The sequence below is a fragment of the Succiniclasticum sp. genome, from assembly GCF_056977735.1.
Genome location: NZ_DBMCWA010000001.1, coordinates 167,814 through 191,042 on the forward strand (window position 1 = coordinate 167,814; position 23,229 = coordinate 191,042).

32 protein-coding genes and 1 tRNA gene are annotated in these 23,229 nt (G+C 49.5%); 31 read left to right on the top strand and 2 right to left on the bottom strand.

What is annotated here, in order from left to right:
* Positions 1-17 precede the first annotated feature (17 nt).
* From rplN to ACZOWY_RS00930, 30 genes are all read left to right on the top strand, one after another.
* The gene (rplN, locus tag ACZOWY_RS00785; RefSeq protein WP_484391636.1) at positions 18-386 is read left to right on the top strand and encodes a 50S ribosomal protein L14; all 369 of its coding nucleotides are present in this window, start codon (positions 18-20) and stop codon (positions 384-386) included.
* A gap of 37 nt (positions 387-423) precedes the next feature.
* Positions 424-753 (top strand): 50S ribosomal protein L24, encoded by a 330-nt coding sequence (gene rplX / locus ACZOWY_RS00790; protein WP_093729245.1) that lies wholly within the window; start codon positions 424-426, stop codon positions 751-753.
* Between the two features lie 27 nt (positions 754-780).
* On the top strand, positions 781-1,326 hold the full coding sequence (rplE, locus tag ACZOWY_RS00795; protein ID WP_484391640.1) for a 50S ribosomal protein L5: 546 nt from the start codon (positions 781-783) through the stop codon (positions 1,324-1,326).
* 17 nt (positions 1,327-1,343) lie between these two features.
* Entirely contained in the window at positions 1,344-1,529 is a 186-nt protein-coding gene (locus tag ACZOWY_RS00800) for a type Z 30S ribosomal protein S14 (RefSeq protein ID WP_093729243.1), read from the top strand.
* 30 nt (positions 1,530-1,559) lie between these two features.
* Positions 1,560-1,958, top strand: a complete 399-nt coding sequence (gene rpsH, locus ACZOWY_RS00805) for a 30S ribosomal protein S8 (RefSeq protein WP_093912288.1) — start codon at positions 1,560-1,562, stop codon at positions 1,956-1,958.
* 24 nt (positions 1,959-1,982) lie between these two features.
* A complete protein-coding gene (gene rplF / locus ACZOWY_RS00810; protein WP_484391645.1) occupies positions 1,983-2,531 on the top strand; it encodes a 50S ribosomal protein L6 in 549 nt (182 codons plus the stop codon).
* Positions 2,532-2,552: 21 nt separating this feature from the next.
* A complete protein-coding gene (rplR, locus tag ACZOWY_RS00815) occupies positions 2,553-2,912 on the top strand; it encodes a 50S ribosomal protein L18 (RefSeq protein WP_484391650.1) in 360 nt (119 codons plus the stop codon).
* Positions 2,913-2,929: 17 nt separating this feature from the next.
* Positions 2,930-3,448 carry a 30S ribosomal protein S5 gene (gene rpsE / locus ACZOWY_RS00820; protein WP_484391655.1) on the top strand — a complete coding sequence of 173 codons (519 nt, stop codon included), beginning with the start codon at positions 2,930-2,932 and terminating at the stop codon, positions 3,446-3,448.
* 17 nt (positions 3,449-3,465) lie between these two features.
* Positions 3,466-3,651, top strand: a complete 186-nt coding sequence (rpmD, locus tag ACZOWY_RS00825; protein WP_321125368.1) for a 50S ribosomal protein L30 — start codon at positions 3,466-3,468, stop codon at positions 3,649-3,651.
* A gap of 19 nt (positions 3,652-3,670) precedes the next feature.
* Positions 3,671-4,111: a 50S ribosomal protein L15 gene (rplO, locus tag ACZOWY_RS00830; protein ID WP_093912283.1), complete on the top strand. Its 441-nt coding sequence runs from the start codon at positions 3,671-3,673 to the stop codon at positions 4,109-4,111.
* A gap of 2 nt (positions 4,112-4,113) precedes the next feature.
* Complete coding sequence (secY, locus tag ACZOWY_RS00835; protein WP_484391660.1) at positions 4,114-5,370, top strand: preprotein translocase subunit SecY; 1,257 nt, start codon at positions 4,114-4,116, stop codon at positions 5,368-5,370.
* A 17-nt stretch (positions 5,371-5,387) separates the two neighbouring features.
* Entirely contained in the window at positions 5,388-6,044 is a 657-nt protein-coding gene (locus ACZOWY_RS00840) for an adenylate kinase (RefSeq protein WP_484391664.1), read from the top strand.
* Between the two features lie 6 nt (positions 6,045-6,050).
* Positions 6,051-6,269, top strand: a complete 219-nt coding sequence (gene infA / locus ACZOWY_RS00845) for a translation initiation factor IF-1 (RefSeq protein ID WP_093729234.1) — start codon at positions 6,051-6,053, stop codon at positions 6,267-6,269.
* 28 nt (positions 6,270-6,297) lie between these two features.
* Positions 6,298-6,411, top strand: coding sequence for a 50S ribosomal protein L36 (rpmJ, locus tag ACZOWY_RS00850; protein WP_009015366.1), 114 nt, complete (start codon positions 6,298-6,300; stop codon positions 6,409-6,411).
* 17 nt (positions 6,412-6,428) lie between these two features.
* On the top strand, positions 6,429-6,791 hold the full coding sequence (gene rpsM, locus ACZOWY_RS00855) for a 30S ribosomal protein S13 (RefSeq protein ID WP_093729233.1): 363 nt from the start codon (positions 6,429-6,431) through the stop codon (positions 6,789-6,791).
* Positions 6,792-6,815: 24 nt separating this feature from the next.
* Positions 6,816-7,208, top strand: coding sequence for a 30S ribosomal protein S11 (gene rpsK / locus ACZOWY_RS00860; RefSeq protein ID WP_093729232.1), 393 nt, complete (start codon positions 6,816-6,818; stop codon positions 7,206-7,208).
* A gap of 19 nt (positions 7,209-7,227) precedes the next feature.
* Positions 7,228-7,821: a 30S ribosomal protein S4 gene (rpsD, locus tag ACZOWY_RS00865; RefSeq protein ID WP_484391668.1), complete on the top strand. Its 594-nt coding sequence runs from the start codon at positions 7,228-7,230 to the stop codon at positions 7,819-7,821.
* Positions 7,822-7,890: 69 nt separating this feature from the next.
* Positions 7,891-8,880, top strand: coding sequence for a DNA-directed RNA polymerase subunit alpha (locus tag ACZOWY_RS00870; protein WP_484391672.1), 990 nt, complete (start codon positions 7,891-7,893; stop codon positions 8,878-8,880).
* 15 nt (positions 8,881-8,895) lie between these two features.
* A complete protein-coding gene (gene rplQ / locus ACZOWY_RS00875; protein ID WP_093729229.1) occupies positions 8,896-9,234 on the top strand; it encodes a 50S ribosomal protein L17 in 339 nt (112 codons plus the stop codon).
* 213 nt (positions 9,235-9,447) lie between these two features.
* Positions 9,448-10,281, top strand: coding sequence for an energy-coupling factor transporter ATPase (locus ACZOWY_RS00880; protein WP_484391677.1), 834 nt, complete (start codon positions 9,448-9,450; stop codon positions 10,279-10,281).
* 18 nt (positions 10,282-10,299) lie between these two features.
* Positions 10,300-11,157 carry an energy-coupling factor transporter ATPase gene (locus ACZOWY_RS00885; RefSeq protein WP_484391680.1) on the top strand — a complete coding sequence of 286 codons (858 nt, stop codon included), beginning with the start codon at positions 10,300-10,302 and terminating at the stop codon, positions 11,155-11,157.
* Positions 11,158-11,967, top strand: coding sequence for an energy-coupling factor transporter transmembrane component T family protein (locus ACZOWY_RS00890; protein ID WP_484391683.1), 810 nt, complete (start codon positions 11,158-11,160; stop codon positions 11,965-11,967). It begins immediately after the preceding gene.
* A gap of 152 nt (positions 11,968-12,119) precedes the next feature.
* Positions 12,120-12,863, top strand: a complete 744-nt coding sequence (gene truA, locus ACZOWY_RS00895) for a tRNA pseudouridine(38-40) synthase TruA (RefSeq protein ID WP_484391685.1) — start codon at positions 12,120-12,122, stop codon at positions 12,861-12,863.
* Positions 12,864-13,051: 188 nt separating this feature from the next.
* Positions 13,052-13,489: a 50S ribosomal protein L13 gene (rplM, locus tag ACZOWY_RS00900; protein WP_093729224.1), complete on the top strand. Its 438-nt coding sequence runs from the start codon at positions 13,052-13,054 to the stop codon at positions 13,487-13,489.
* A 19-nt stretch (positions 13,490-13,508) separates the two neighbouring features.
* Positions 13,509-13,901 carry a 30S ribosomal protein S9 gene (gene rpsI, locus ACZOWY_RS00905; RefSeq protein WP_484391690.1) on the top strand — a complete coding sequence of 131 codons (393 nt, stop codon included), beginning with the start codon at positions 13,509-13,511 and terminating at the stop codon, positions 13,899-13,901.
* Between the two features lie 82 nt (positions 13,902-13,983).
* Positions 13,984-14,060, top strand: a tRNA-Val gene (locus ACZOWY_RS00910).
* A gap of 107 nt (positions 14,061-14,167) precedes the next feature.
* The gene (locus ACZOWY_RS00915; protein ID WP_484391694.1) at positions 14,168-14,623 is read left to right on the top strand and encodes a hypothetical protein; all 456 of its coding nucleotides are present in this window, start codon (positions 14,168-14,170) and stop codon (positions 14,621-14,623) included.
* A 169-nt stretch (positions 14,624-14,792) separates the two neighbouring features.
* Complete coding sequence (locus ACZOWY_RS00920; RefSeq protein WP_484391698.1) at positions 14,793-15,977, top strand: MFS transporter; 1,185 nt, start codon at positions 14,793-14,795, stop codon at positions 15,975-15,977.
* A gap of 145 nt (positions 15,978-16,122) precedes the next feature.
* The gene (locus tag ACZOWY_RS00925) at positions 16,123-16,560 is read left to right on the top strand and encodes a hypothetical protein (RefSeq protein WP_484391703.1); all 438 of its coding nucleotides are present in this window, start codon (positions 16,123-16,125) and stop codon (positions 16,558-16,560) included.
* 292 nt (positions 16,561-16,852) lie between these two features.
* Complete coding sequence (locus tag ACZOWY_RS00930; protein ID WP_484391707.1) at positions 16,853-18,757, top strand: fructose-1,6-bisphosphatase; 1,905 nt, start codon at positions 16,853-16,855, stop codon at positions 18,755-18,757.
* A gap of 19 nt (positions 18,758-18,776) precedes the next feature.
* On the opposite strand, the gene amrS is transcribed toward ACZOWY_RS00930, so the two are convergent.
* On the bottom strand, positions 18,777-19,604 hold the full coding sequence (amrS, locus tag ACZOWY_RS00935; RefSeq protein ID WP_484391711.1) for an AmmeMemoRadiSam system radical SAM enzyme: 828 nt from the start codon (positions 19,602-19,604) through the stop codon (positions 18,777-18,779).
* Positions 19,605-19,688: 84 nt separating this feature from the next.
* Positions 19,689-21,080, bottom strand: coding sequence for an AmmeMemoRadiSam system protein A (gene amrA / locus ACZOWY_RS00940; RefSeq protein ID WP_484391716.1), 1,392 nt, complete (start codon positions 21,078-21,080; stop codon positions 19,689-19,691).
* Positions 21,081-21,320: 240 nt separating this feature from the next.
* On the opposite strand from amrA, the gene ACZOWY_RS00945 reads away from it, so the two are divergent.
* Complete coding sequence (locus tag ACZOWY_RS00945; RefSeq protein WP_484391720.1) at positions 21,321-23,162, top strand: HAD-IC family P-type ATPase; 1,842 nt, start codon at positions 21,321-21,323, stop codon at positions 23,160-23,162.
* Positions 23,163-23,229: the final 67 nt, after the last annotated feature.

Genomic DNA, 23,229 nt, shown 5'->3' on the forward strand with positions numbered 1-23,229 from the left:
GGCAAGGGAGGTTAAACATGATTCAACAACAGACGATTCTTAATGTCGGCGATAACACCGGTGCTAAGAAGGTTATGTGCATCCGCGTTATGGGTGGCTCTTTCCGCAAATATGCAAACATTGGCGATATCATCGTATGTTCTGTTAAGGATGCAGCACCCGGAGGCGTTGTTAAGAAAGGTGACGTTGTAAAGGCGGTTGTTGTTCGTTCCACCAAAGGACTTCATCGTAAAGACGGTTCTTACATCCGCTTTGATGAAAATGCCGCAGTAGTGATCAAAGACGACAAGAGCCCCCGCGGAACCCGTATTTTTGGGCCAGTAGCCCGCGAGCTGCGTGAAAAAGACTTTATGAAGATTATTTCTCTGGCACCGGAAGTGCTGTAAGAAATCAGAAAAGCACATTAGGAGGTGTTCTTAAGACATGAGTACTGCTGTAAAGCTGCATGTTAAAAAAGGCGATACCGTTCAGGTCCTGTCCGGCAAAGATAAAGGCAAGGAAGGGAAAATTCTGACCGCGCTGCCTAAAAAAGGCAAAGTTATTGTAGAAGGCGTCAATAAAGTAAAACGTCATACCAAACCGTCCCAGACCAACCCCCAGGGTGGTATCGTGACGAAAGAAGCAGCCATTGCTTCCTGCAAGGTAATGCTGGTTTGCCCCAGCTGCAAGAAACCGACCCGTATTGCTCATAAGATTGAAGACGGAAAGTCCAAGAGAGTCTGCAAGCACTGCGGCGAAGTAATCGATAAATAATATCCGGGAAAGGAGGAAACATTGTAAATGGCCAAGACCAGACTGCAAGAAAAGTATTTATCTGAAGTCGTTAAAGGACTTACTGATAAATTCCAGTATAAAAACGTAATGGAAATTCCTAAGATTGAAAAAGTAATTATCAACATGGGCGTAGGCGAAGCAGTTGCAAACGCCAAAGCGCTGGAAACCGCTGTTTCCGAACTGGTAACCATCGCCGGTCAGAAACCGGTTGTTACCAAAGCAAAAAAATCCATCGCTGCTTTTAAACTGCGTGCCGGCATGCCGATCGGCGCAAAAGTTACCCTGCGCGGTGACCGTATGTACTATTTCCTTGACAAACTGATGAACGTGGCACTGCCCCGCGTACGTGACTTCCGCGGTGTCAGCGCAACTTCCTTTGACGGCCGCGGCAACTATGCCTTGGGCCTGAAAGAACAGCTGATTTTCCCGGAAATCGAATATGACAGGGTCGACAAAGTTCATGGTATGGATATTATCATCGTAACTACTGCCAAGACCGACGAAGAAGCCCGCGAATTGCTGCGGCTCCTGGGAATGCCGTTCGCAGCTTAAGTAAGGAGGAAAGAATTTTGGCTAAGACAGCACTGATTGAAAAATGGAGTAAAGAACCGAAATTTAAAGTTCGTCATTACAACCGCTGCAAAATCTGCGGCCGCCCCCATGCTTACTTACGTAAGTTCGGTATGTGCCGTATCTGCTTCCGCGAATATGCCTATAAAGGCGAAATTCCCGGTGTAACAAAAGCAAGCTGGTAACAACCATCTAAGAAAGGAGGCCATTGAATAATGGTAATGACTGATCCGATCGCCGATATGCTTACCCGTATCCGTAACGCAAACTCGGTTCATCATGATAAAGTTGAAATCCCCGGTTCCAAAATCAAAGAGGCAATTGCCACGATTTTGAAAGACGAAGGGTTCATTAAAGATTTTGAAGTAATCGAAGATAACAAACAGAATGTTATCAAAGTAAGCCTGAAATACGGCGCTAACCGCGAAAAAGTAATTTCCGGCCTCAAACGTATCTCCAAGCCTGGCCTGCGCGTATATTCCCAGAAAGATCAGCTGCCGAAGGTTCTCGGCGGCCTGGGTATCGCCATCATCTCCACCTCTCAGGGACTGATGACCGATAAAGCAGCCCGCAAAGCTGGTCTGGGCGGCGAAGTTCTGGCATACGTTTGGTAATACGATAAAGGAGGTACCGTTTAAGTGTCTAGAATTGGTAAAAAACCGATCACCGTTCCCGCTGGCGTAACGGTTACGGTTGAAAACAATCTGGTAACTGTAAAAGGCCCTAAAGGCGAACTGCAGCGCCAGATCAGCCAGTCAATGAAGATCACCATGGACAACGGCGTACTGACCGTGGAACGTCCTGATGATGAAAAAGAAAACCGGGCCATGCACGGCCTGTCCCGTACCCTGATCAACAATATGGTAGAAGGCGTAACCAAAGGATTCAGCAAAACGCTGGAAATCCAGGGCGTAGGCTACCGTGCTGCGAAGCAGGGAAATAACATTAACTTCACACTGGGTTTCTCCCATCCGGTTGTTAAAGAGCCGCCTGCCGGCATCACCTTTGAAGTACCGTCTCCGAACAAAATCATCGTAAGCGGTCCGGATAAGGAAAAAGTCGGTGCTGTGGCAGCTGACATCCGCAACCTGCGTCCGCCTGAACCCTATAAAGGAAAAGGCATCCGCTATGAAGGCGAACATGTTCGTCGCAAAGTAGGTAAAGCAGGCGCAAAGGCTAAGAAGTAATTAAGGAAGGAGTGAAACCTCTTGTTTAACAAAGCAAACAAGAACGAAAAACGTCAGAAACGTCATATTCGTTCCCGCAGATATGTTATTGGCACTGCCGAAAGACCCCGCCTGAATGTATATCGTTCCCTGAGCAACATCTATGCACAGGTCATCAACGATGAGACCGGCGAGACCATTGCGGCAGCAAGCACTGTAGAAAAGACCTTTGAAAACTACGGCGGCAACGTGGAAGCTGCCAAAGCTGTAGGTAAAGCGATTGCTGAAAAAGCAATGGCCAAAGGCGTGAAAGAAGTTGTATTCGACCGCGGCGGTTACCTCTATCATGGGCGTGTTGCCGCATTAGCAGAAGCAGCTCGTGAAGCTGGACTGCAATTCTAACGGAAGGAGGAAGTATCTTGGCTAATTTTGATAAGCGCGACAGACGCGAGAAACCGGATGACGGCTTTACCGAAAAAGTTGTATTCATTAATCGCGTTGCGAAAGTTGTTAAAGGCGGCCGTCGCTTCACCTTTGCCGCACTGGTTGTGGTTGGCGATGGAAAAGGCCATGTAGGCATGGGCCTGGGCAAAGCTGCTGAAGTTCCGGAAGCAATCCGGAAAGGCGTTGACGACGCTAAGAAAAATCTGATTACAGTAACTATGAAAGGCAATACCATTCCTCATGAAATTATCGGTGTGTACGGTGCAGGCCGCGTATTCCTGCGTCCGGCTTCCGAAGGTACCGGCGTAATCGCCGGCGGTCCGGTGCGTGCCGTTCTGGAACTGGCAGGTATCCGTGACATCCTGACGAAATGCCAGGGTTCCCATAACCCCAATAACATGGTACGCGCAACCCTGGAAGGGTTAAAAGGTCTGAAGAACCTTCAGTCTGTAGCTGCCCTGCGCGGCAAGACCCCGCAGGAAATTTTAGGTTAAGCTAAGGAGGAAGCCTGATGAAAAAGTTAAAAATCACGCTGACCCGCAGCTTGATCGGCTATAAAAAAGATCAACGCGCGACCGTAAAAGCTCTGGGTCTGGGAAAAATCGGCACTTCTGTAGTGCAGGAAGATAATCCGACGATTCGCGGGATGGTTCACAAAGTGGAACATCTTGTGAAGGTTGAAGAAGTAGAAGCTTAAAACAAGGAGGTGCAGCACAATGGAATTACATGAATTACATCCCGCACCGGGCTCCCATAAAGCCCGCGTACGTGTAGGCCGTGGTCTGGGTTCCGGTTTGGGTAAGACCTCCGGTAAAGGCCAGAAGGGTCAGAAATCCCGCTCCGGCGGTGTAAAACGCCCTGGATTTGAAGGCGGCCAGAGACCGTTATACCTGCGTCTTCCGAAACGCGGCTTCTATAACAAATTTGGTAAAGAATATGTAGAAGTTAACGTAGGTACTTTGAACTGCTTTGAAGACGGTACTGTAGTAGAACCTGTAATGCTGATTGAATGTGGTCTGATCAAGAATATTCGCGACGGGCTGCGCATTTTAGGCGGCGGCGAGCTGACTAAAAAGCTGACAGTGCAGGCAAACGGCTTCAGCAAAACTGCTGAAGAAAAGATTACAGCTGCCGGCGGAAAAGTAGAGGTGATCTGATAATGTTAGCTGCTTTGGCTAATGTTTTTCGGGTCCCCGAACTGAGGCGGAGGGTCATCTTCACCTTAGTAATGTTCGCGGTGTTCCGCCTGGGAACCCATATCCCGGTTCCCGGGGTCAATGCCGCGATGATAGAGCAGTTATTTAACAACGGAAACCTGTTTGGCCTGCTGGACTTGTTCTCCGGCGGCGCTCTCAGTAAGTTCTCCGTTTTTGCGATGAGTATCACACCGTACATCAACGCATCGATTATTTTGCAGCTTCTGAAAGTGGTCATACCGACGCTGGAAGAATGGTCCAAGGAAGGGCAGGAAGGTTACAAGAAGATCAATAAGACGACCCGCTACCTGACCGTGGTCCTTGCAGTGATACAGGGCTTTGGCATGGCGTTCGGTCTGCGATCTGCCATCAATAACCCCAATTTGTTCTCGGTATTGATGATCGTCGTATCCTTAACGGCAGGCACCTGCCTGCTGATGTGGATCGGCGAAGAGATTACCCAGAAAGGCATCGGTAATGGTATATCCCTGATCATCTTTGCGGGTATCGTTTCCCGCCTTCCTGACGGAATCTCCACATTGGCAAAATATCTGAATGTAGGTACGATTAACATCCTGAACGTTATATTGTTCCTGCTCATCGCGCTGGCCATGATTGTCTTCGTAGTTGCAATTTCTCAGGGTATCCGCAAGATTCCCGTGCAATATTCGAAACGTATCGTAGGCCGTAAGATGTACGGCGGTCACAGCAGTTACATTCCTTTAAAGGTGAACCAGGCAGGCGTTATCCCCATTATTTTTGCCTCGTCTCTTCTGATGCTTCCGGCTACGATCGGACAGTTTGTAAAAGTACCCTGGGTTCAGAAAATTGCAGGGTATTTTGCGTGGGGTACGCCGCTGCAAACGACATTGTATGTCATCCTGATTATATTCTTCACGTTCTTCTACACCGCGGTTACGCTGGATATCAAGAACATGAGCGAGAATATCAAGAAGATGGGCGGGTTTATCCCGGGGCTGCGGCCCGGCAAACCGACTACCGATTATCTGGACATGGTCATGACACGCATTACGCTGTCAGGCGCCATATTCCTGGCCCTGATTGCCATGATGCCGCATGTTATCGTGTACCTGACCGGTATTGAGGGTATCTATATCGGCGGCACATCTCTTCTGATCGTCGTCGGTGTTGCGTTAGATACAATGAAACAGATTGAGTCGCTGGCTTTGGTACGTCATTACCAGGGCTTTATGAAGTAATTGAGGAGGATAAACAGATGTATATTCTTTTAATGGGACCTCCTGGTGCCGGAAAAGGTACTCAGGCTGAAAAGCTTGTCGATTCGTATAAAATTCCCCATATCTCCACAGGGGATATGTTCCGGGCCGCTGTGAAGCAGGGCACGGAACTGGGTAAAGAAGCAAAAAGATATATGGATGCCGGCGGGCTGGTACCGGACGTTGTAACAATCGGAATTGTACGGGAAGGTTTGTCTAAACCGGAATGTGCAAAAGGTTTCATTTTAGACGGGTTTCCCCGTACGGAAGAACAGGCTGTTGCACTGGATGGGATCCTGAACGATCTGGGTATCAAACTGACCGGTGTAGTAAATATTGTCGTACCGGATGGTGAACTGGTAGCCCGTGTAACGGGCCGGCGCATCTGCAAGGCCTGTGGCGCAACCTACCATGTTTCCTTCAATCCCACGAAAGTGGAAGGTGTCTGCGATAAATGCAGCGGCAGCCTTTATCAGCGAGATGATGATAAAGAAGAGACTGTTAAAAACCGCCTGAAGGCATATCATTCCCAGACAGAACCTCTGATTGAGTATTATAAGAAACAGGGTGTTTATCTGGAAATTGACGGAACGCAGGCTATCGACAAAGTTTATGCCGATGTACAGGCAAGCCTTGAAAAGCGGGCAGGGAGGTAAGGATCTGTGTCAAAGCAGGATGTAATCGAAGTGGAAGGCACAATTCTGGAGTCGCTTCCCAACGCAATGTTCAAGGTGAAATTACAGAATAATCATGAGATACTGGCTCATATTTCCGGAAAGATCCGCATGAACTTCATCAAGATTTTACCCGGTGACAGAGTAACAGTGGAACTGACACCTTATGATTTGAACCGTGGAAGAATTACCTACCGGTATAAATAAACCGGCACAGACACTGAGGAGGTAGAAAATGAAAGTCAGACCGTCTGTAAAACGTATTTGCGAAAAATGCAAAATTATCAAACGCAAGGGCCGTGTCATGGTCATTTGCGAAAATCCGAAGCATAAACAAAGACAAGGTTAAGAAGGAGGTATACTTGAATGGCACGTATTGCTGGTGTCGATTTACCGAATGACAAACGTGTAGAATACGCGTTACCTTATATTTTCGGTATCGGTCTTACCTTATCCCGTGAGATCCTGGCAAAGACCGGTATCAATCCTGATACCCGTGTTCGCGATCTGACCGAGGGCGAAGTTGCGAAGATCCGTGAGGTCGTGGACAGAGATTACAAGGTGGAAGGCGACCTCCGTCGTGAGGAATCCCTCAACATCAAACGTCTGGTAGAAATTGGCAGCTATCGTGGCAGAAGACATCGTGCAGGTCTGCCCGTTCGCGGCCAGAATACCAAAAACAACGCCCGTACCCGCAAGGGTCCCAAAAAGGGCCAGGGCAAAAAGTAATCAGTAGAGGAGGGTAAATAAGAAGTGGCAGGAAAAAAAGTAGTTCGCAACAAAAAGAAAGTAAGCAAAAACGTCGTTGCCGGCGCTGCGCATATTAAATCCACTTTTAACAACACGCTGGTTACGATCACCGATCTGAATGGCAACGTAATCAGCTGGGCTTCTGCCGGTGAAATGGGCTTCCGTGGAAGCCGCAAGAGCACTCCGTTTGCTGCGCAGATGGCAGCTGAAACGGCAACCAAAGCTGCAATGGAACATGGCATGAAGACCGTTGAAGTATATGTAAAAGGTCCCGGCGCCGGCCGTGAAGCTGCAATCCGCGCTTTACAGGCTACCGGTCTCGAAGTTAACTCCATTAAAGATGTAACTCCGATTCCGCATAATGGCTGCCGTCCGCCGAAACGTCGCAGAGTATAACAGGAGGTGTAAAACACAGATGGCAATTGATAGAGTACCGGCTCTGAAACGCTGCCGTTCACTGGGTATCGAACCCGCAGTTGTAGGTCTGGCTAAAAGTTCTTTCCGCCAGCCCCATCATGCGAACCATAAGGTAAGTGAATATGGCGCACAGTTAAAAGAAAAACAGAAAGCAAAATTCATTTACGGCGTACTGGAAAAGCAGTTCCGCCTGTACTATGAAAAAGCGAAAAAAATGCCCGGCATTACTGGTGAAAACCTGCTGTTATTGCTGGAAAGAAGACTGGACAACGTGGTGTTCCGCATGGGACTGGCTACCACCCGCCGTCAGGCTCGTCAGCTTGTAACCCACGGCCATGTATCCGTAAACGGAAAACGCGTTGATATTCCTTCCGCACTGGTCAAAGTCGGTGATGAAGTGTCTGTGATGGAAAACAGCCGCGCTAAGAATTATTTTAAGGGTATGAATGAAAAGCTGGCAGCTGTAACGGCTCCGGCATGGCTTGTAATCAATGCTGAAGCGTTATGTGCAAAGGTTGACCGTTTCCCGACTCGTGAGGAAATTGATGTTCCGGTAGTGGAACAGTCCATTGTCGAACTGTACTCCAAGTAATGATGAGCATCTTTTGCCACCAACCAGTTGGCGTATTGTGGTAATACGCAAGAGAAGGAGGCTTTCCGCATGATTGAAATTATTGATCCGAAATTGGTTACGTCTGAGGTTTCTGATGACAAACGTTATGGTAAATTTGTATGGGAACCGCTGGAACGTGGCTATGGTATTACGTTAGGAAACAGCTTGCGCCGGGTTCTGTTATCTTCCCTGAAAGGGTCGGCAGTAATCGGTGTTATGATCGAATATGGGGAAGGTACCAAGGTCCTGCATGAATTTACTACGATTCCCGGTGTCCGTGAAGACGTAGCAGATATCATTCTGAACATTAAAGCTCTGTGCATGAAACTCCATTCTCCGGAAAATGAGATGAAAGTTTTACATATTAATGTTGCAGGAGAGCAGGATGTTACGGCTGCCGATATTGAACCTGACAGCGATGTAGAAATTCTGAATCCGGAATTGCATATTGCAACATTGGACAAAGATGCCAACCTGAAAATCGATATCTATGTCGATAACGGGCGGGGGTATGTTCCCAGCGATAAGAATAAGAGGGACGATATGGGGATTGGCTGGATTCCTGTTGACAGCATCTATTCCCCCATTACCCGTGTTAAGTTTGGCGTAACCGATACCCGTGTAGGTAATGTGACCGATTACGATAAACTGACTTTGGAAGTATGGACTGACGGAAGTATCAATCCTGAGGATGCGATAAGCCGTGCGTCCGGGATTTTGATTGATTATCTGAGCCTCTTCCAAAATGGCACTATTGTAGAACCTAAGCCCAGTCCGATTGTTGAACCGGCAGTAAATGATGTGCCTCAGGATTCGTTGCCGGATCCGAAACTGTCCATGTCTATTGAAGAAATGGATCTGTCTGTCCGCAGCAACAACTGCCTGCGCCGTGCCGGTATCAATACAGTAGGCGACCTGATCAACAAGTCCGAGGATGATTTAAAGAAGGTTCGTAACCTGGGTACCAAATCGTTGGAAGAAATTATTAAAAAATTAATTGATTTAGACCTGTCCTTACGTAAGGACGATGAAGAATAATAAGGGGGACGGAAAATGGCATACAGAAAATTAAACCGCGCGTCCGGTAACCGTAAAGCTCTGTTCCGCAGCCTGTCCAGCGCCTTGATTATGAATGGCAGAATTGAAACCACGATTACCAAAGCTAAAGAGACCAGCAAAAATGTTGCAAAGCTGATCACCCTGGCCAAGGTTGGTGATTTACATGCACGCCGTCAGGTGCTGGCAACGCTGGTAGATGAAACTGCTACCAGAAAGCTGTTTGACGAACTGGCTCCCAAATACCAGGACAGACAGGGCGGCTTTACCCGTATTTACCGGGTTGGTCCTCGTCGTGGCGATGCAGCCGAAATGGCAATTATTGAACTTCTGTAAAAGTTTCAATACAAAACTGCTTATCTGCAATAAGGTAAGCAGTTTTTTCCTTTTCAGGCAAAGATAATCTGCTAATTTTGTTAACTCTTTTTGCAAATAAGGTTGACGTTTGCGGGCAGTGAAGTTATAATATAACTGCTTATTTTATATTACGGTTTTGCATTTTAATACGATGAGACATTATTTAATGCAATGAAACCTTCAGGGGGAACTATGGAGCCGGTAATTGAAACCCAGGGGCTTAAACATGTATATATAGATGCCGACAACAACCAGGTCACAGCGCTGGACGGGATTGATTTACAGATCATGCCCGGTGAATTTGTAGCTATAATTGGTGCCAACGGAAGCGGGAAGAGTACGCTGGCGCGTCACTTTAACGCGCTGTTGCTGCCTACGGAGGGAAACGTGGAGGTTCACGGATTGGATACGCTGGATGAAAACAGTCTGTGGACGATACGGCAGAACACCGGTATGGTATTTCAGAATCCTGATAACCAGATTGTCGCTGCGGTTGTGGAAGAGGACGTAGCGTTTGGTCCCGAAAATATCGGCGTTCCCGCAGAGGAACTCAGGGTACGCGTGGAAGATGCATTGCGGGCAGTGGATATGCTGGAATACCGCGAACACGCCCCGCACCTGTTGTCTGGCGGTCAGAAACAGCGGGTCGCCATTGCCGGCACGCTGGCGTTAGGTTCGGACTGCATCATTTTGGATGAACCTACTGCCATGCTTGACCCGAAAGGACGGAAAGAAATCCTCAATACTGTTCTGAAGTTGAACAAAGAACAGCATATCACTGTTGTATATATAACGCATTTCATGACGGAAGCAATGCGGGCAGACCGGGTCATCGTGATGAGCGATGGACGTGTTATGTTTCAGGGTACGCCCAAAGAAGTGTTCTCCCGCGTGGATGAACTGGAAAAACTGGGGCTGGAAGCGCCGCTGGCTGCAAAATTTGCGTTTGAACTGCGCAAAAGCGGAATAAAGTTGCCGCAAGGTATTATAACTAACGAAGAACTGGCTGAAGCGCTGGCGAACTAAAGGCGGGAACAAGAAAAAATGTCAATAAAACTGGAACATGTTTCCTATACTTATATGCCGGGGACGCCTTACGAGAAAAAAGCGTTAAAGGATGTTTCCCTGGAAATAAAAAAAGGTGAGTTTGTGGCAGTCATCGGTCACACCGGAAGCGGCAAGTCCACCCTGGTACAAAACCTGAACGGACTGCTTCATCCTGCAAAAGGAACCGCAACCCTGGACGGTACGGATCTCACCGGTAAAACGCAGGAAGCCAAAACGGCCCGGGGTCGTATCGGTATGGTATTCCAGTATCCGGAACACCAGCTGTTTGCGGAGACCGTGTATGAGGACATTGCATTCGGTCCCCGGAACTTTGGTCTTGCCCCCGAAGAAGTGGATCAGCGTGTCAGGGAAGCCATGAAATTTGTAGGGCTGGACTATGAGACGTATGCCCGTCGCTCTCCCTTTTCGTTGTCCGGTGGCCAGATGCGCCGGGCAGCTATTGCAGGCGTGGTGGCCATGAACCCGGACTACCTGATTTTGGACGAACCATCCGCCGGACTGGATCCCGGTTCCCGGGACGCGGTGTTCGCCGAGATCATGGCACTGTATAAAAAGCGGTCCATCGGCATCATCATGGTGACCCACAGCATGGAAGACGCGGCAAAATTTGCCAAACGGATGCTGGTGATCTATAAAGGTGAGATTATCCTGGATGGCAAACCGGCCGAAATTTTTCTAAAAGAAAAAGAACGCCTGACGCAGGCAGGGATGGATATACCGGAAGTGTATAAGCTGGCAGACGCCCTGCGGGCCAAAGGCCTGCGTCTTCCGTATGAGATTACAGATGCGAAACTGCTGCTGGCAGAAGTGAAACGAAGAAAGGGGCTGAAGTAGATGCTGGATATTACACTGGGTCAGTATTACCCGGGCAATAGCTTCATCCACCGACTCGACCCCCGGACAAAAATTCTGACGACCCTGATTTTGGTCGTAGCGGTTTTTCTGGCAAATTCGGCCATCGGCTACGGCGCGCTCTGCGCTATGGTGCTGTTCATTATTGCCATATCGGGTCTGCCCTTTATGCTGGTTCTGAAATCAGTAAAACCGCTGCTGTTCATCATCGTGCTGACACTGGTGTTGCACTCGCTGATGGGGCAGGGGGATCACGTACTGTATCAGTGGGGAATTGTTAAAGTTACGGAAGAAGGGCTGCGGCTGGGTGTGCAGATGGCCATGCGCCTGATCCTTCTGCTGATGATTTCTTCTATACTGACCTTTACCACTTCGCCCATTGTGTTGACGGATGGCATCGAAGCATTGCTTCGTCCGTTCCGCGTCATTGGCGTACCGGCTCATGAGCTGGCCATGATGATGACTATCGCGCTGCGTTTCATTCCAACTTTAATGGAAGAAACGGACCGCATTATCAAGGCGCAGACAGCACGGGGCGCTGATTTTTCCGGAGGCAACCTGCTGGCCCGGGCCAAAAACATGCTGCCGATCTTAGTGCCGCTGTTCATCAGCGCCTTTCGCCGTGCGGATGACCTGGCCGTTGCCATGGAAGCCCGCTGTTACCGGGGCGGGGAAGGACGCACCCGGATGCATCAGCTGGCCTACCGCTCCGGTGATGTGATGGCCTTTATATTTGCTTTTGCCATGATTGGGCTGTTGGCGTTTCTGCGCTGGGGACCGAAGCTGGTGTAGGCGTTCTGTGCGGTTAGTCCGGCGGCAGAAGTGTGAAAGGAAATGGAGCAACGATTAAAACAATATAATGTTGCACATTTTGTTTTGCGGTTGTAACAGCACAAGTACCCACACTGTTTTCTGACAAATATTGCAACAAATCAGGATATAAAATGAAACGAACCATAAAACTTACCATCTGCTACGACGGAAGCAATTACTTTGGCTTCCAAAGGCAGACAAGGGAAATAACTGTACAACAGATACTGGAAGAAAAGCTGGCGCGCATCTGCGGTGAGCCTGTAACCGTTACCGGCAGCGGACGCACAGATGCGGGAGTGCACGCACGCTGCCAGGTGGTTTCCTTTGCAACAGGGGGAACGATTCCCACAGCAAACATGCCGCGGGCGCTGAACAGCATCCTGCCGGAAGACATCCGGGCGTTGCGGGCTGAAGAAGTACGACCGGGATTTAATGCCCGGAAGGATGCCTGCAGGAAAGAATATGAGTACCGCATCCGCTTTACACCGGAACCGGATCCGTTTACGCGCAACTATGTGTGGCAGATGAAAGAAATGCCGGACGTGGAGAAAATGAATAAAGCGGCTGCCCTGATTATCGGTACGCATGACTTCAGCGGTTTCCAAAGCACCCGAAGTACGCAGGTTTCTCCGGTTAAAACGATTGACACATCCTGCTGGGAACCGGAAGCAGATAATACGCTGGTCTATCATATTGCAGGCAACGGCTTCGTATATCATATGGTGCGCAACTTAGTCTGGTCCATGGTACAGATCGGGCTGGGGAAAAAGCCGCCGCAGGCCATGGCAAAAGAACTGACGCAAAAGCGGGGGGGATTTGAAAACGCACCTGCGCCGGCGCAGGGGTTGTACCTGGCAAAAGTTGAGTACGAATAATTTTTACAAAAAACCTGTGAATCATGTTGACAAACACTTCAAAAGTGATTAAAATATATTTACGTGATTTTGCGCCCTGAATTCGATTAGCCCCGATGAAAGGAATGCAAAGACTCATCATCACATTCACGTTTTCTATTTATTAATATGTAAATGCTTCAAGAAATATTCCTGGGAGGGACATTGAAATGAAATCTTTCATGGCAAACCCGTCCAATATCGAACGGAAATGGTTCGTAGTGGACGCCACTGATAAAACGCTGGGCCGTCTGGCCGCGGAAGTTGCCAAAGTCCTGCGCGGTAAACACAAACCGACCTTTACCCCGCATATGGACACCGGCGACAATGTAATCATTGTAAACGCTGACAAAGTAGTTCTGACCGGCAAAAAGCTGACCCAGAAGACCTACTTCCATCATACCGGTTATCTGGGCGGTGACCGCTTTGTATTGGCGAAAGATATGCTGGCCAACAATCCGGTCCGCATGGTTGAGATCGCAGTACGCGGTATGATTCCGAAAAACCGTCTGGGCGACCAGATTTACAAGAAACTGCACGTATATGCTGGTCCGGAACATCCGCATGCAGCACAGCAGCCCGAAGTATTAGAAATCAACGTACGGTAATCAGGAGGAGGAAAACATCATGGCAGAAGTAGTATACAGCGCGACTGGTCGTCGCAAATCTTCCGTTGCCCGTGTCCGCCTGGTACCGGGTGAAGGCAAAGTGGTCATCAACGGCCGCGAAATGAATGATTATTTTGGTCTGGAAACCCTGAAGCTGATTGTAAACCAGCCGTTGGAACTGACCGAGACAAAAGACAAATATGATATTCTTGTAAACGTAATCGGCGGTGGCTTCTCCGGCCAGGCCGGTGCTATCCGTCATGGCATCAGCCGTGCCCTGTGCAAAGTGGACGAAGAGTACCGTCCGGCACTGAAAAAAGCAGGCCTGATGACCCGCGACCCCCGCGAAAAGGAACGTCGCAAATACGGCTTAAAGAAAGCCCGCAAAGCTTCCCAGTACAGCAAGCGTTAATTGTTGCGATTTGCAAAAAAATTCCCTGCAATCAAAAGGTTGCAGGGATTATTTATTTGTTGTATAATATATTTATAGTATTGCGCGGATAGCTCAGCTGGTCAGAGTGCCGTCTTGACATGGCGGAGGTCGTGGGTTCGAGCCCCACTCTGCGCACCAATTGATATTTGAACATCGAACTTATGGCAAAGTTGTCTAATGACATATGTTAAAAATTTAAACATATGTTAAAATAACAAATTATTAGTATTGGAGGAAACGTTAAGATGAAAAAGTTTTTAATGACGTTGCTGTTATCATTAACAATTAGTGCAAGCTGTTTTGCTGCGGGAGCTGCAGGACGTTTCAATGCAGAAGAAAAGGCCGCGGATGCGTTAGTAGCTGCTCTTACCGGTGGTGAGACGACATATGCACAGGTCAGCAAAAGCTTTAGTCGGGCGTTGAAAGAGAAGCTTACCGCAGAAAATTTTACTGCCGTCCAAAACGGAGTAAAAAAACAAATCGGAACGATTAAAAATACTAACCTGGTTCTCCTGAACAAGCAATACGATTTGCAAAAGGGATATAGCGGAGTGGATGAACTGGTATATTTCGGTACTGTATCAAAAGACAAATTCGCAAGAATTTACATTTCCTTTGTGGAAGAAAATGGATCACCGAAAGTAACAGCGTTCCAGGTAACACCGATTGAACCGCAGAAAACCGAACCTGCCAAAAAATAATTTGAAAAACTGAAAATGTAAATTATCACCGGACGTTCCTTCCGATGGAACGTCCGATGTTTTTTACATGAGTATTGTTACTGAGCGTACACAACGGAAAGATTCAGTGATATAATTTAAATGCAGAAAAATCATTTTTGCAACCTGTTTTTCTGGGAAGTGTTGCTGTATGGAACGGTGGAAGCGTAACGTATATATATGCACACTGGCAGCTTTTATCACGTCGGTCGGCATGAGCCAGCTGGCGCCTATGCTGCCGCTGTATATTCAGTCGCTTGGTGTGGAGGATACAGGCGAAGTAGCACGATGGGCCGGTATAGTCTTTGCCATGAATTTCGTCACGCTGGCCATCTTTTCACCAATCTGGGGAAGGCTTTCTGACCGGTACGGACGCAAGGTTATGTGTCTGCGAGCCGTCATCTGGCTGGCTGTTATCAACTTCGGCATGGGCATGGCGCAAAACGTATACCATCTGGTGGTACTGCGCCTGCTGCAGGGAGCGCTGAGCGGCTTTCTGGCTACTGCCATTCCTCTCGTTTCCTCAGAGTCTCCAACCCATCGGGCAGGTTGGGCTTTGGGGGTGTTTTATACAGGACAGATCAGTGGTACGCTGATTGGCCCGCTGCTGGGGGGTTGGTTGTCGGAAACCGTAGGTTTTCGCAATACCTATTTTATAGTAGCGGGGTTCTGCTTGCTGAGCAGCCTGGCTATCATGGGAATCCATGAGACCCGAAAGTCTTTCAACACAGCTGCAGTAAAAATTTCAAACCGGGACGTGTTTGGCTCTTTGCCCAAACCGAACGCGCTCTACGGTGTTTTTGTTACCACGTTTACCCTTCAGTTTTCCCTGATGTGTATTCAGCCAATCCTTACTGTGTATATTGCCGGACTGGTGCCGGAGTCGGACCACATCGCTTTGATTTCCGGAGCGGTCTTCTCCAGTGCCGGATTCGCCAGCGCTTTGTTTGGCTCACGATTAGGCTCTCTCTCCGACCGCATCGGTGCTCAGAAGGTGTTGTTCTGTTCGCTGTTGACGGCTTGTCTGGTTTCGGTTCCTCAGGCTTTTGTGACAGCTCCATGGCAACTGGGTCTGCTTCGTTTTGTACACGGTATTGCGGTAGCAGGGCTGATGCCTTCTGTGAATCACCTGATCAAAGAGTTTGTGCCTCAGGAGTTTTTGGGCCGCATGTATGGTATCAACCAGTCCTTCCAGTTTGTCGGAATGAGTACTGGCGCTGTCTTTGGCGGTTTTATTGCGGAACATTTGGGTATCCCTGTTTTGTTTTTCATGGCGGCTGCCATGCTGTTGGCCAGTGCGGGACTGTGTTATAAAGTGATTGGAACAAAAGCATAACAGTAAAATTCAATTACATTTTCCGGGTGATTTGATATAATAATTGCGTATTTAATCTCATGACATGGTCTGCAAAAATGTTGTGTCATTAGATGCAGATATATAATTCACGTTTGTATTTCAAAAATATTCTGGGGGAAGTAAAATGAAAAAGATTTTTATTCTTTGTGCGTTGCTTGTTACGTTATTTGCATCCGTGTGCGGTGCGGAACCGGTATCAAATTACTGTAAGCTGGATCAGAGCAAGTGGTTGTGGCTCAGTTCTACGGATTACCAGGGAACATTTTTTGATTATACGTCTGTGGAAACAGTTCCCGGAAAAAATGAAAAAAAAGTATGGGTCTGCACTTACACGTGGGTGGATGATGCTTTAGGCAAAGGTATGCACTATGTGTACGTGAAGTACGGTATTAACTATGATAATTATACGGCTTATATGGAAAAGGGCGCAGTGCAGGATGAGAATCTGAATACGGTTAAGTCCTATGACAAACTGAAATACAATCCGCAGCCCATCAAACAGGGAACCGTGCTGGATCGTCTGGCCCAGCGGGTGAAGACCTTAGGGAATGGAGATAAGTGAGATAGTTTTTTTTAATCCCGGATGCATGATGAAAGTGCATTCGGGAATTGTTTTATTAATATGTTCCTTGTATAAACGGGATGATGTTCGCAGATACTTTTCCTGATAAGGTGTTTTTTATAAAAACATGTGCACAAAAAATGTGATTTAATGTATAATATATATAACAAATAAGACGCTGCATTGTACTTTATTTATTCGGCCCTGTGATTGTCGCCGGTATAAGTGTCCTGGTTCTTGAAGGCGGCAGGAGAAAGGGCAGAGCATTTTGCGAAAGGTGGGGCGAAACGTTATGGAAATGCACAACTGGTCTGAGGAACATAAAAAATGTCTGGAATTGCTGGCGAGGCAGTTCCCTACCCAGGAAGCAACGGTAACGGAGATCATCAATCTGCAGGCCATCATCAACCTGCCCAAGGGAACGGAACATTTCATGAGCGACCTGCATGGGGAGTACGAAGCCTTTTACCACATTTTGAACAACAGTTCCGGAGTCATCCGGGAAAAGGTGGACATGCTGTTCACCGATAGCATGAATGACCGGGAACGCAAAAATCTCTGTACCCTTATTTATTATCCCAAAGAAAAACTGGATATGCTTGTGGAAGTGGGCCTGATATCGGAGACCTGGGGCAAGACTACCCTCCGCCGTCTGCTGCGGCTGGCTAAGCTGCTGTCTTCCAAGTACACCCGGTCCAAGGTTCGTAAGGCCATGCCGGAAGGGTTCCGTTATGTGCTGGATGAGTTGCTCCATGCCCAGCCGGACGAAGACCAGAACCGGTATGTGTATCATGCCAAAATCCTGGATACCATCTGGGAGACCGGCAGCTTCCGTCCTTTTGTGTATGCGCTCACCTCTCTGATTAAACGGCTGGCGGTGGATCACCTGCATATTGTTGGCGACATTTATGACAGGGGGCCCTATGCCCATAAGATTATGGACCAGTTAATGAAGCACCATTCCGTGGACATCCAGTGGGGCAACCACGATGTACTGTGGATGGGGGCGGCGGCGGGCAGCGTGCCCTGCATCATCAACGTGATCCGTAATAACGTACGCTATAACAACTGGGAAATTCTGGAAAACGGGTACGGCATCAGCATGCGCGACTTTGTGACCTTCGCAGCGGAGAATTACCAGAAGAAAGAAAGCAAAAACGCTCTGGTAAAAGCAATCAACGTGATGCTGTTTAAGGCGGAAGGCCAGGCCATGCTGCGGCATCCGGAATTTAAGATGGCAGACCGGCTGCTGTTTGATAAAATTGACCCGGTGAAGGGCATCGCTACCCTGTACGATGGGAAAAAGTATGAAATGAACACTACGGACTTTCCTACGTACGACCCGGAACATCCGTATGACTATTCGCCGGAAGAGGCCAAAATCATTGAAGACTGGCAGTGGGATTTCCTGCATAGCGAGGCCCTGCAGCGGCATATGGACTTTTTCTTCAGCCACGGCTCATTGTACAAGGTCATGAACGGCAACCTGATGTTCCACGGCGGCCTGCCTATGCACGAAGACGGCAGCTTCCGGGAGATCCGGCTGCGGGGGAAGACCCTGAAAGGCCGGGCCTATATGGACTGGGTGGATCACCTGAGCCGTATCTGCTATCGGCGGCGTAAGCTGGAGGACCAGGACTTCTTCTGGTTCCTGTGGATCCATCCGGATTCTCCGGTGACCGGGCGTACGATCAAGACCTTTGAGCGCAGTTACATTGATGACGAAAGTACCTGGCCGGAACCTCAGGATCCGTATTACAAGCTGCACCGGAAGAAGGAAATCTGCGAAAAGGTGCTGCACGAGTTTGGGTTAGATTCCCCGCAATCCCACATCATCAACGGGCACACGCCGGTGAAGGTGGCCCAGGGGGATACCCCGGTACGGGCAGGCGGCAAGGAAATCTGCATTGACGGCGGCTTCTGCAAGGCGTACCAGAAATCCACCGGCATCGCGGGCTATACGCTGATCTTCAATTCCCACGGCATCCGCATCAAGGCTCATTATCCCTTCCAGGATATTGAGCACGTTCTCACTACCAACGCGGACATCGACTCCGTCACCACCCAGGTGGAGATGGAACCCAAGCGCGTGATGATCGGTGACACGGATAACGGACAGAATTTAAAACAGCAGATCGCCGACCTGACGGATCTGCTGAAGGCATACAGAGACGGAAAGATTATGGAGAAAAGATAAGGAATTAACCAGCGGTTCCTTAACAATTTCCTGTATAAACATATGTTAAATAGTTGCGCGCTACGTCTGCCAGCCGGTACACCCGGGCGGCAGGCGTTTCATTTCTGTCCACCATATTCCAGCGGGGGAAGAACTTGCTGACATGCAACGGAATGTCCGGCGAAAGCCCGGCGATCCATTGGGCGATGGCTTCCATTTCTTCCGTGCTGTCGTTTTCTTTGGGGACAATCAGTGTTGTCAGTTCCACGTGGGCGGTTTTGCACGCTTCGGTGATAAATGCTTTCACCATGTCCAGATTACCGCCCAGCTTTTTGTACCATGCCGGAGTGAAACCTTTCAGGTCAATGTTGTACGCGTCCACGATGCCTGCAAGATTTTTTGCGATTTCCACAGAAAAGTTCCCGTTGGTGACCACCACGTTTTTCTGCCCATTGCTATGTACAAGCTTACCGGTGTCACGGATAAATTCCCAGCTTAACAGCGGCTCGTTGTAAGTAAAGGCGACACCGATGTTGTTGCGAAATTTCAGTTCCAGTGCTTTGGCCGCGATTTGTTCCGGCGTGGCGATGACAGGCTGGAACGCGTCGCGCCCACATTGGGAAATGGTAAAATTCTGGCAGAAGGGACAGCGCAGGTTGCAGCCGTAACTGCCCAAAGAGAGAATGGTTGTGCCGGGATAAAAACGGTTTAACGGTTTCTTTTCGATAGGATCCAGGGCAAGTGAGGTCAGGAACCCATAATTGCCGCAGACATTTTTACCGTCTTTCAGCGTGCGGACGCGGCAGAAGCCCGTCTTGCCTTCCTGCAACTGGCAGTGGTGATGACAGTAAGGACAGGTGTATGACATGATTGTTACTCCTCGTGTGTAAAACCGGTAAAGATCACGATGTGAAGGTGGCATCTGCAGGATGCTTCTCCGCTTTATAAAAAATTAGAAATGCCGTATTACTTCAAAGCGCTTCAGTTCACATCCGCTTTCTTCCGGATGGATGCCTGCTTTCTGTCTGGCGATATCAATCTGCTGCTCGATAGTATCCACGCCGGGCAGGTTGGGCAGCAGCAGACCGCTCCGGCTGCCTTTGGTCACCAGCACACCGTACCGTTTTACGTCCAGCTGGGCCGGGGAACTGATGGGTTCCATGGGTCCCAGCACATCCACGCTGTATTCCAGTTCTTCCAGTTCGTCAGGCAGCACCGGGGTGAAACGGGGGTCGCGGCTGCAGGCGGAAATGGCGTTGTGCCGGATCTCTTCCGCTACGTTGTCGTACATGGGGCCGATGGTGCCGATGCAGCCCCGCAACGCGCCGCGGATCTTTAACGAAACAAACACGCCGGCTTTCTGCGCTGTCATCTCCGGGGTAATATGCTGCGGGGAACGCAGGTAGCCGCCTTTGCTTTTTACGTAATGTTCAATGACTTCTCTTGCCAGCTTCACATAGTCGTCTTCTCTGGCCAGCCGTTCTGCTTTCATCCTGCCCCGGATCACGTCATAGGCATTCAGGAAGTGCCGGCTTTCATCCGGACCGGCCGGGGTGAACAGGGTGATGCCGTAACCCACGCCGAAGGGCCCTTCGTAGCTTAACTTTTCCGCTTTCACTGCCAGCCCGTCCAAAGCGCCGGCCATTAAAACGAAAGAGCGGTGACCGCATTCGGCGGCTTCTTCCAGAAATGTATCGTTAAAGGAAAACAGTTCAGCAAAGTTACCGTTTCCCATCACGTCCATAATCTTTTTATCATATTCGGGACCTGCGGGGTTAAAACCGTAAGGACCGCTTTTTGTGAGTTTATGGGACAGGTCGCCGCTGGCGATCCAGGCGATTTTCCGCCCCAGCTTTTCTGCGGTTTCAGCAATGAGCATGCCCACCCGGTAATGCTCTTTCAGAGAGAAACCGGAAAGGGCCAGCCGTACGATTTTGCAGGTTTTGCAGTACTTGGCAAGAAAATACAGGGGTACCATGGTTCCGTGGTCCAGTTCCGGCTGCCGGTTGCCCAGGGTGCCTGCAGGGATGCCTGCCTTTTTGGCGGCAACATCAATGGCGTTCACCAGTTCTTCATCGTAAGCTACGGTAAATTTAACCTGGGGCGCGCCAAACTGGGCCATGGTCCCTTTTGCGGAGGCACCCGGTGAAACATGAAAGTAATCGGAGTACAAAATGGAATGGGGACTGGAAATGATGACCGTGTCCGGCTGCAGTTCCGCTATGAATTTTGCGGCAGTTTCAAATGCGTCGATGGTGGACTGGATACGTTTTTCTTCTCCGTGGCCTACTTCCGGAAGGATCAGGGGCGGATGGGGGACCTGTACTGCGCCGAGGATTGCCATGATGAGGACTCCTTTCTGAATTGCGGTTTATCAGTCAGATGCTCTGCCTGAATCTGTGGAGGATTTGGTGAATTTAAAACAACGGAAAACATTACAGGCATTATTGTGTAACTGTTCTTTCTACCATATATTATACAGCAAAATGCGAAGAAACGTATCAGCAAAATTGACAAGAAATGTTTGCCTTGTTAAGATTAATATGAAGTGAATCACCATACTAAAATTCGGAGCCTTGTGTGCATGAAATCAGAAAACGTAACAGAGAATGAAATAAAAAAAGACGTCTCTGCAGTCCAGGAAGTTGACACAGCTTCTATCAATGCTGCGGAACAGGATGCAGCGCCTCAGCCGAAACGTCGGCAGAGGCCTAAACAAAAAAGGCGTGCGGTTGCCGGACAGATTTCCCGGTTGAAACTGGCATTGCTGTGTCTGGTTCCCCTGCTGGTGGTTGCGGTTTGGACAGAAGTTGCGCCGTTACTGGTGTCTGCCGGTATCCGGGCCAGCCTGTTTGATCTGCCGGGAGCATATGACGCAGTCAACTTGCGCGGCGTGCTTCAACTGGTGTTGCTAATCCCCATCCTCTACGCAGGCCGTCAGTTTTTCCTGCAGGCCCTGCAGGACTTACAGGAGCGGATCCCTTCCGCGGAGGTATTGCTGCTCATCAGCACCATTGCTGCCGTGGCAGGGGGATTATATACTGCTGTCCGGCTTGTACTGGGGCAGCCTTACGGGAATTTGCCGCCGTTGTTTTTGGCTTACATCGGCCTGTGCGTGACGGCAGCGTTGGGAAGCGTTTATCTGGATCGCTGGTGCAAGGCGCCCCTGCCGCAGTTTATGGATCTGCCTTCCATGTGGCTGGTGAGCGGTTCCATTTTGTTGTCCATTGTTGCCTGTCTCAGCTTCTTTTTTACCGGGAAAGCAACATTCCCCATCTGGCAGGTTGCCATGTCTGTTTTTGTGTGCTGTTGCCCCATCCTGTTGTGGCCTGCTGTCAGTGCGGCGTCCTTTACAGCGGTGCAGAAAGCGGCGGCGCAGAAAATCCTGTTGCGGGATGGAACCATTTTAGGGGATGCCGGTGAAACATCGCTGATTATTTTTGACAAAACAGGAACCCTGACCATCGGGCACCCGGTACTGACGGACATCCATATCTTCAACAACGGCTCTGAACCGGGGCTTCTGAGTCTGGCGGCAGCCATGCTGCAGGACAGCGACCTGCCGGAGGCGGCGGCGGTGCGTGATGCGGCGGAAGGATGTAAGCTGCCTCTTTGTACAGAGATCCGGTCCACACCGGAAGGCTGGCACAGCGCCCGCTGCTTTAAGGAAAACATCCGGCTGGGTTCTCTGGAATATGTAAAACGCTATGCCCGGATCCCGGCGGAGGCCAACGGATACGTGGAACAGATGTCCGATGCGGGCAAGACCGTGTGGTATCTGTCGGTGGGACGTACCCTGTATGCCATTTTTGGTTTTTCCGATGAACTGCGGGAAGAAACACCGGAAACCATGCAACGGTTAAAAACCATGGGAATTACCACATCGGTGATGACCGGCGATAACAAGCGGGCCGGGCTGTATTTAGGCAGGCTTTCCCGGGCGGACCGGGTGGCGGCGGAGCTGCTGCCTACCCATAAGGCGCAGCTGGTGCAGACCTTCCGCAAAGGCGGAGAAGTGGTGGCGGTGGTTGGCGACGGGGACAACGATGCCCCGGCGCTGGAGTGCGCGGACTTCGGCTTTGCCGTGGGCAGCGGTACCAAAACCGTGTGGAAAGCTGCCCAGGTTGTACTGACCGACAACAATCTGTGTAATGTGGCGGCTACCTTTACGTTGAGCCGCGCCTGCGTGGCCACGATAAAACATAATCTGCGCATTGTCTGTATCTGCAATCTGGTATGGCTGCCTTTCGCTTTAGGCATCGTCCCGCTGTTCGGTGGGCCCATGCTGCAGCCCTGGATGCTGTTGGCCGCTACCCTTGTGGCGGCGGTGCTGGTGGCGCACAATACATGGAAACTGAAAAAGCTGGATTTAGCGGGTCGGCTCAGTGGCAGCTCTCCCGAACAAACCAATAAAATGCAGGTATGATATGTTACCTGGATACAAGACATAGAGACTGTCTAAATTTATTAACAGAGAGCAGGCGCAAAAACCG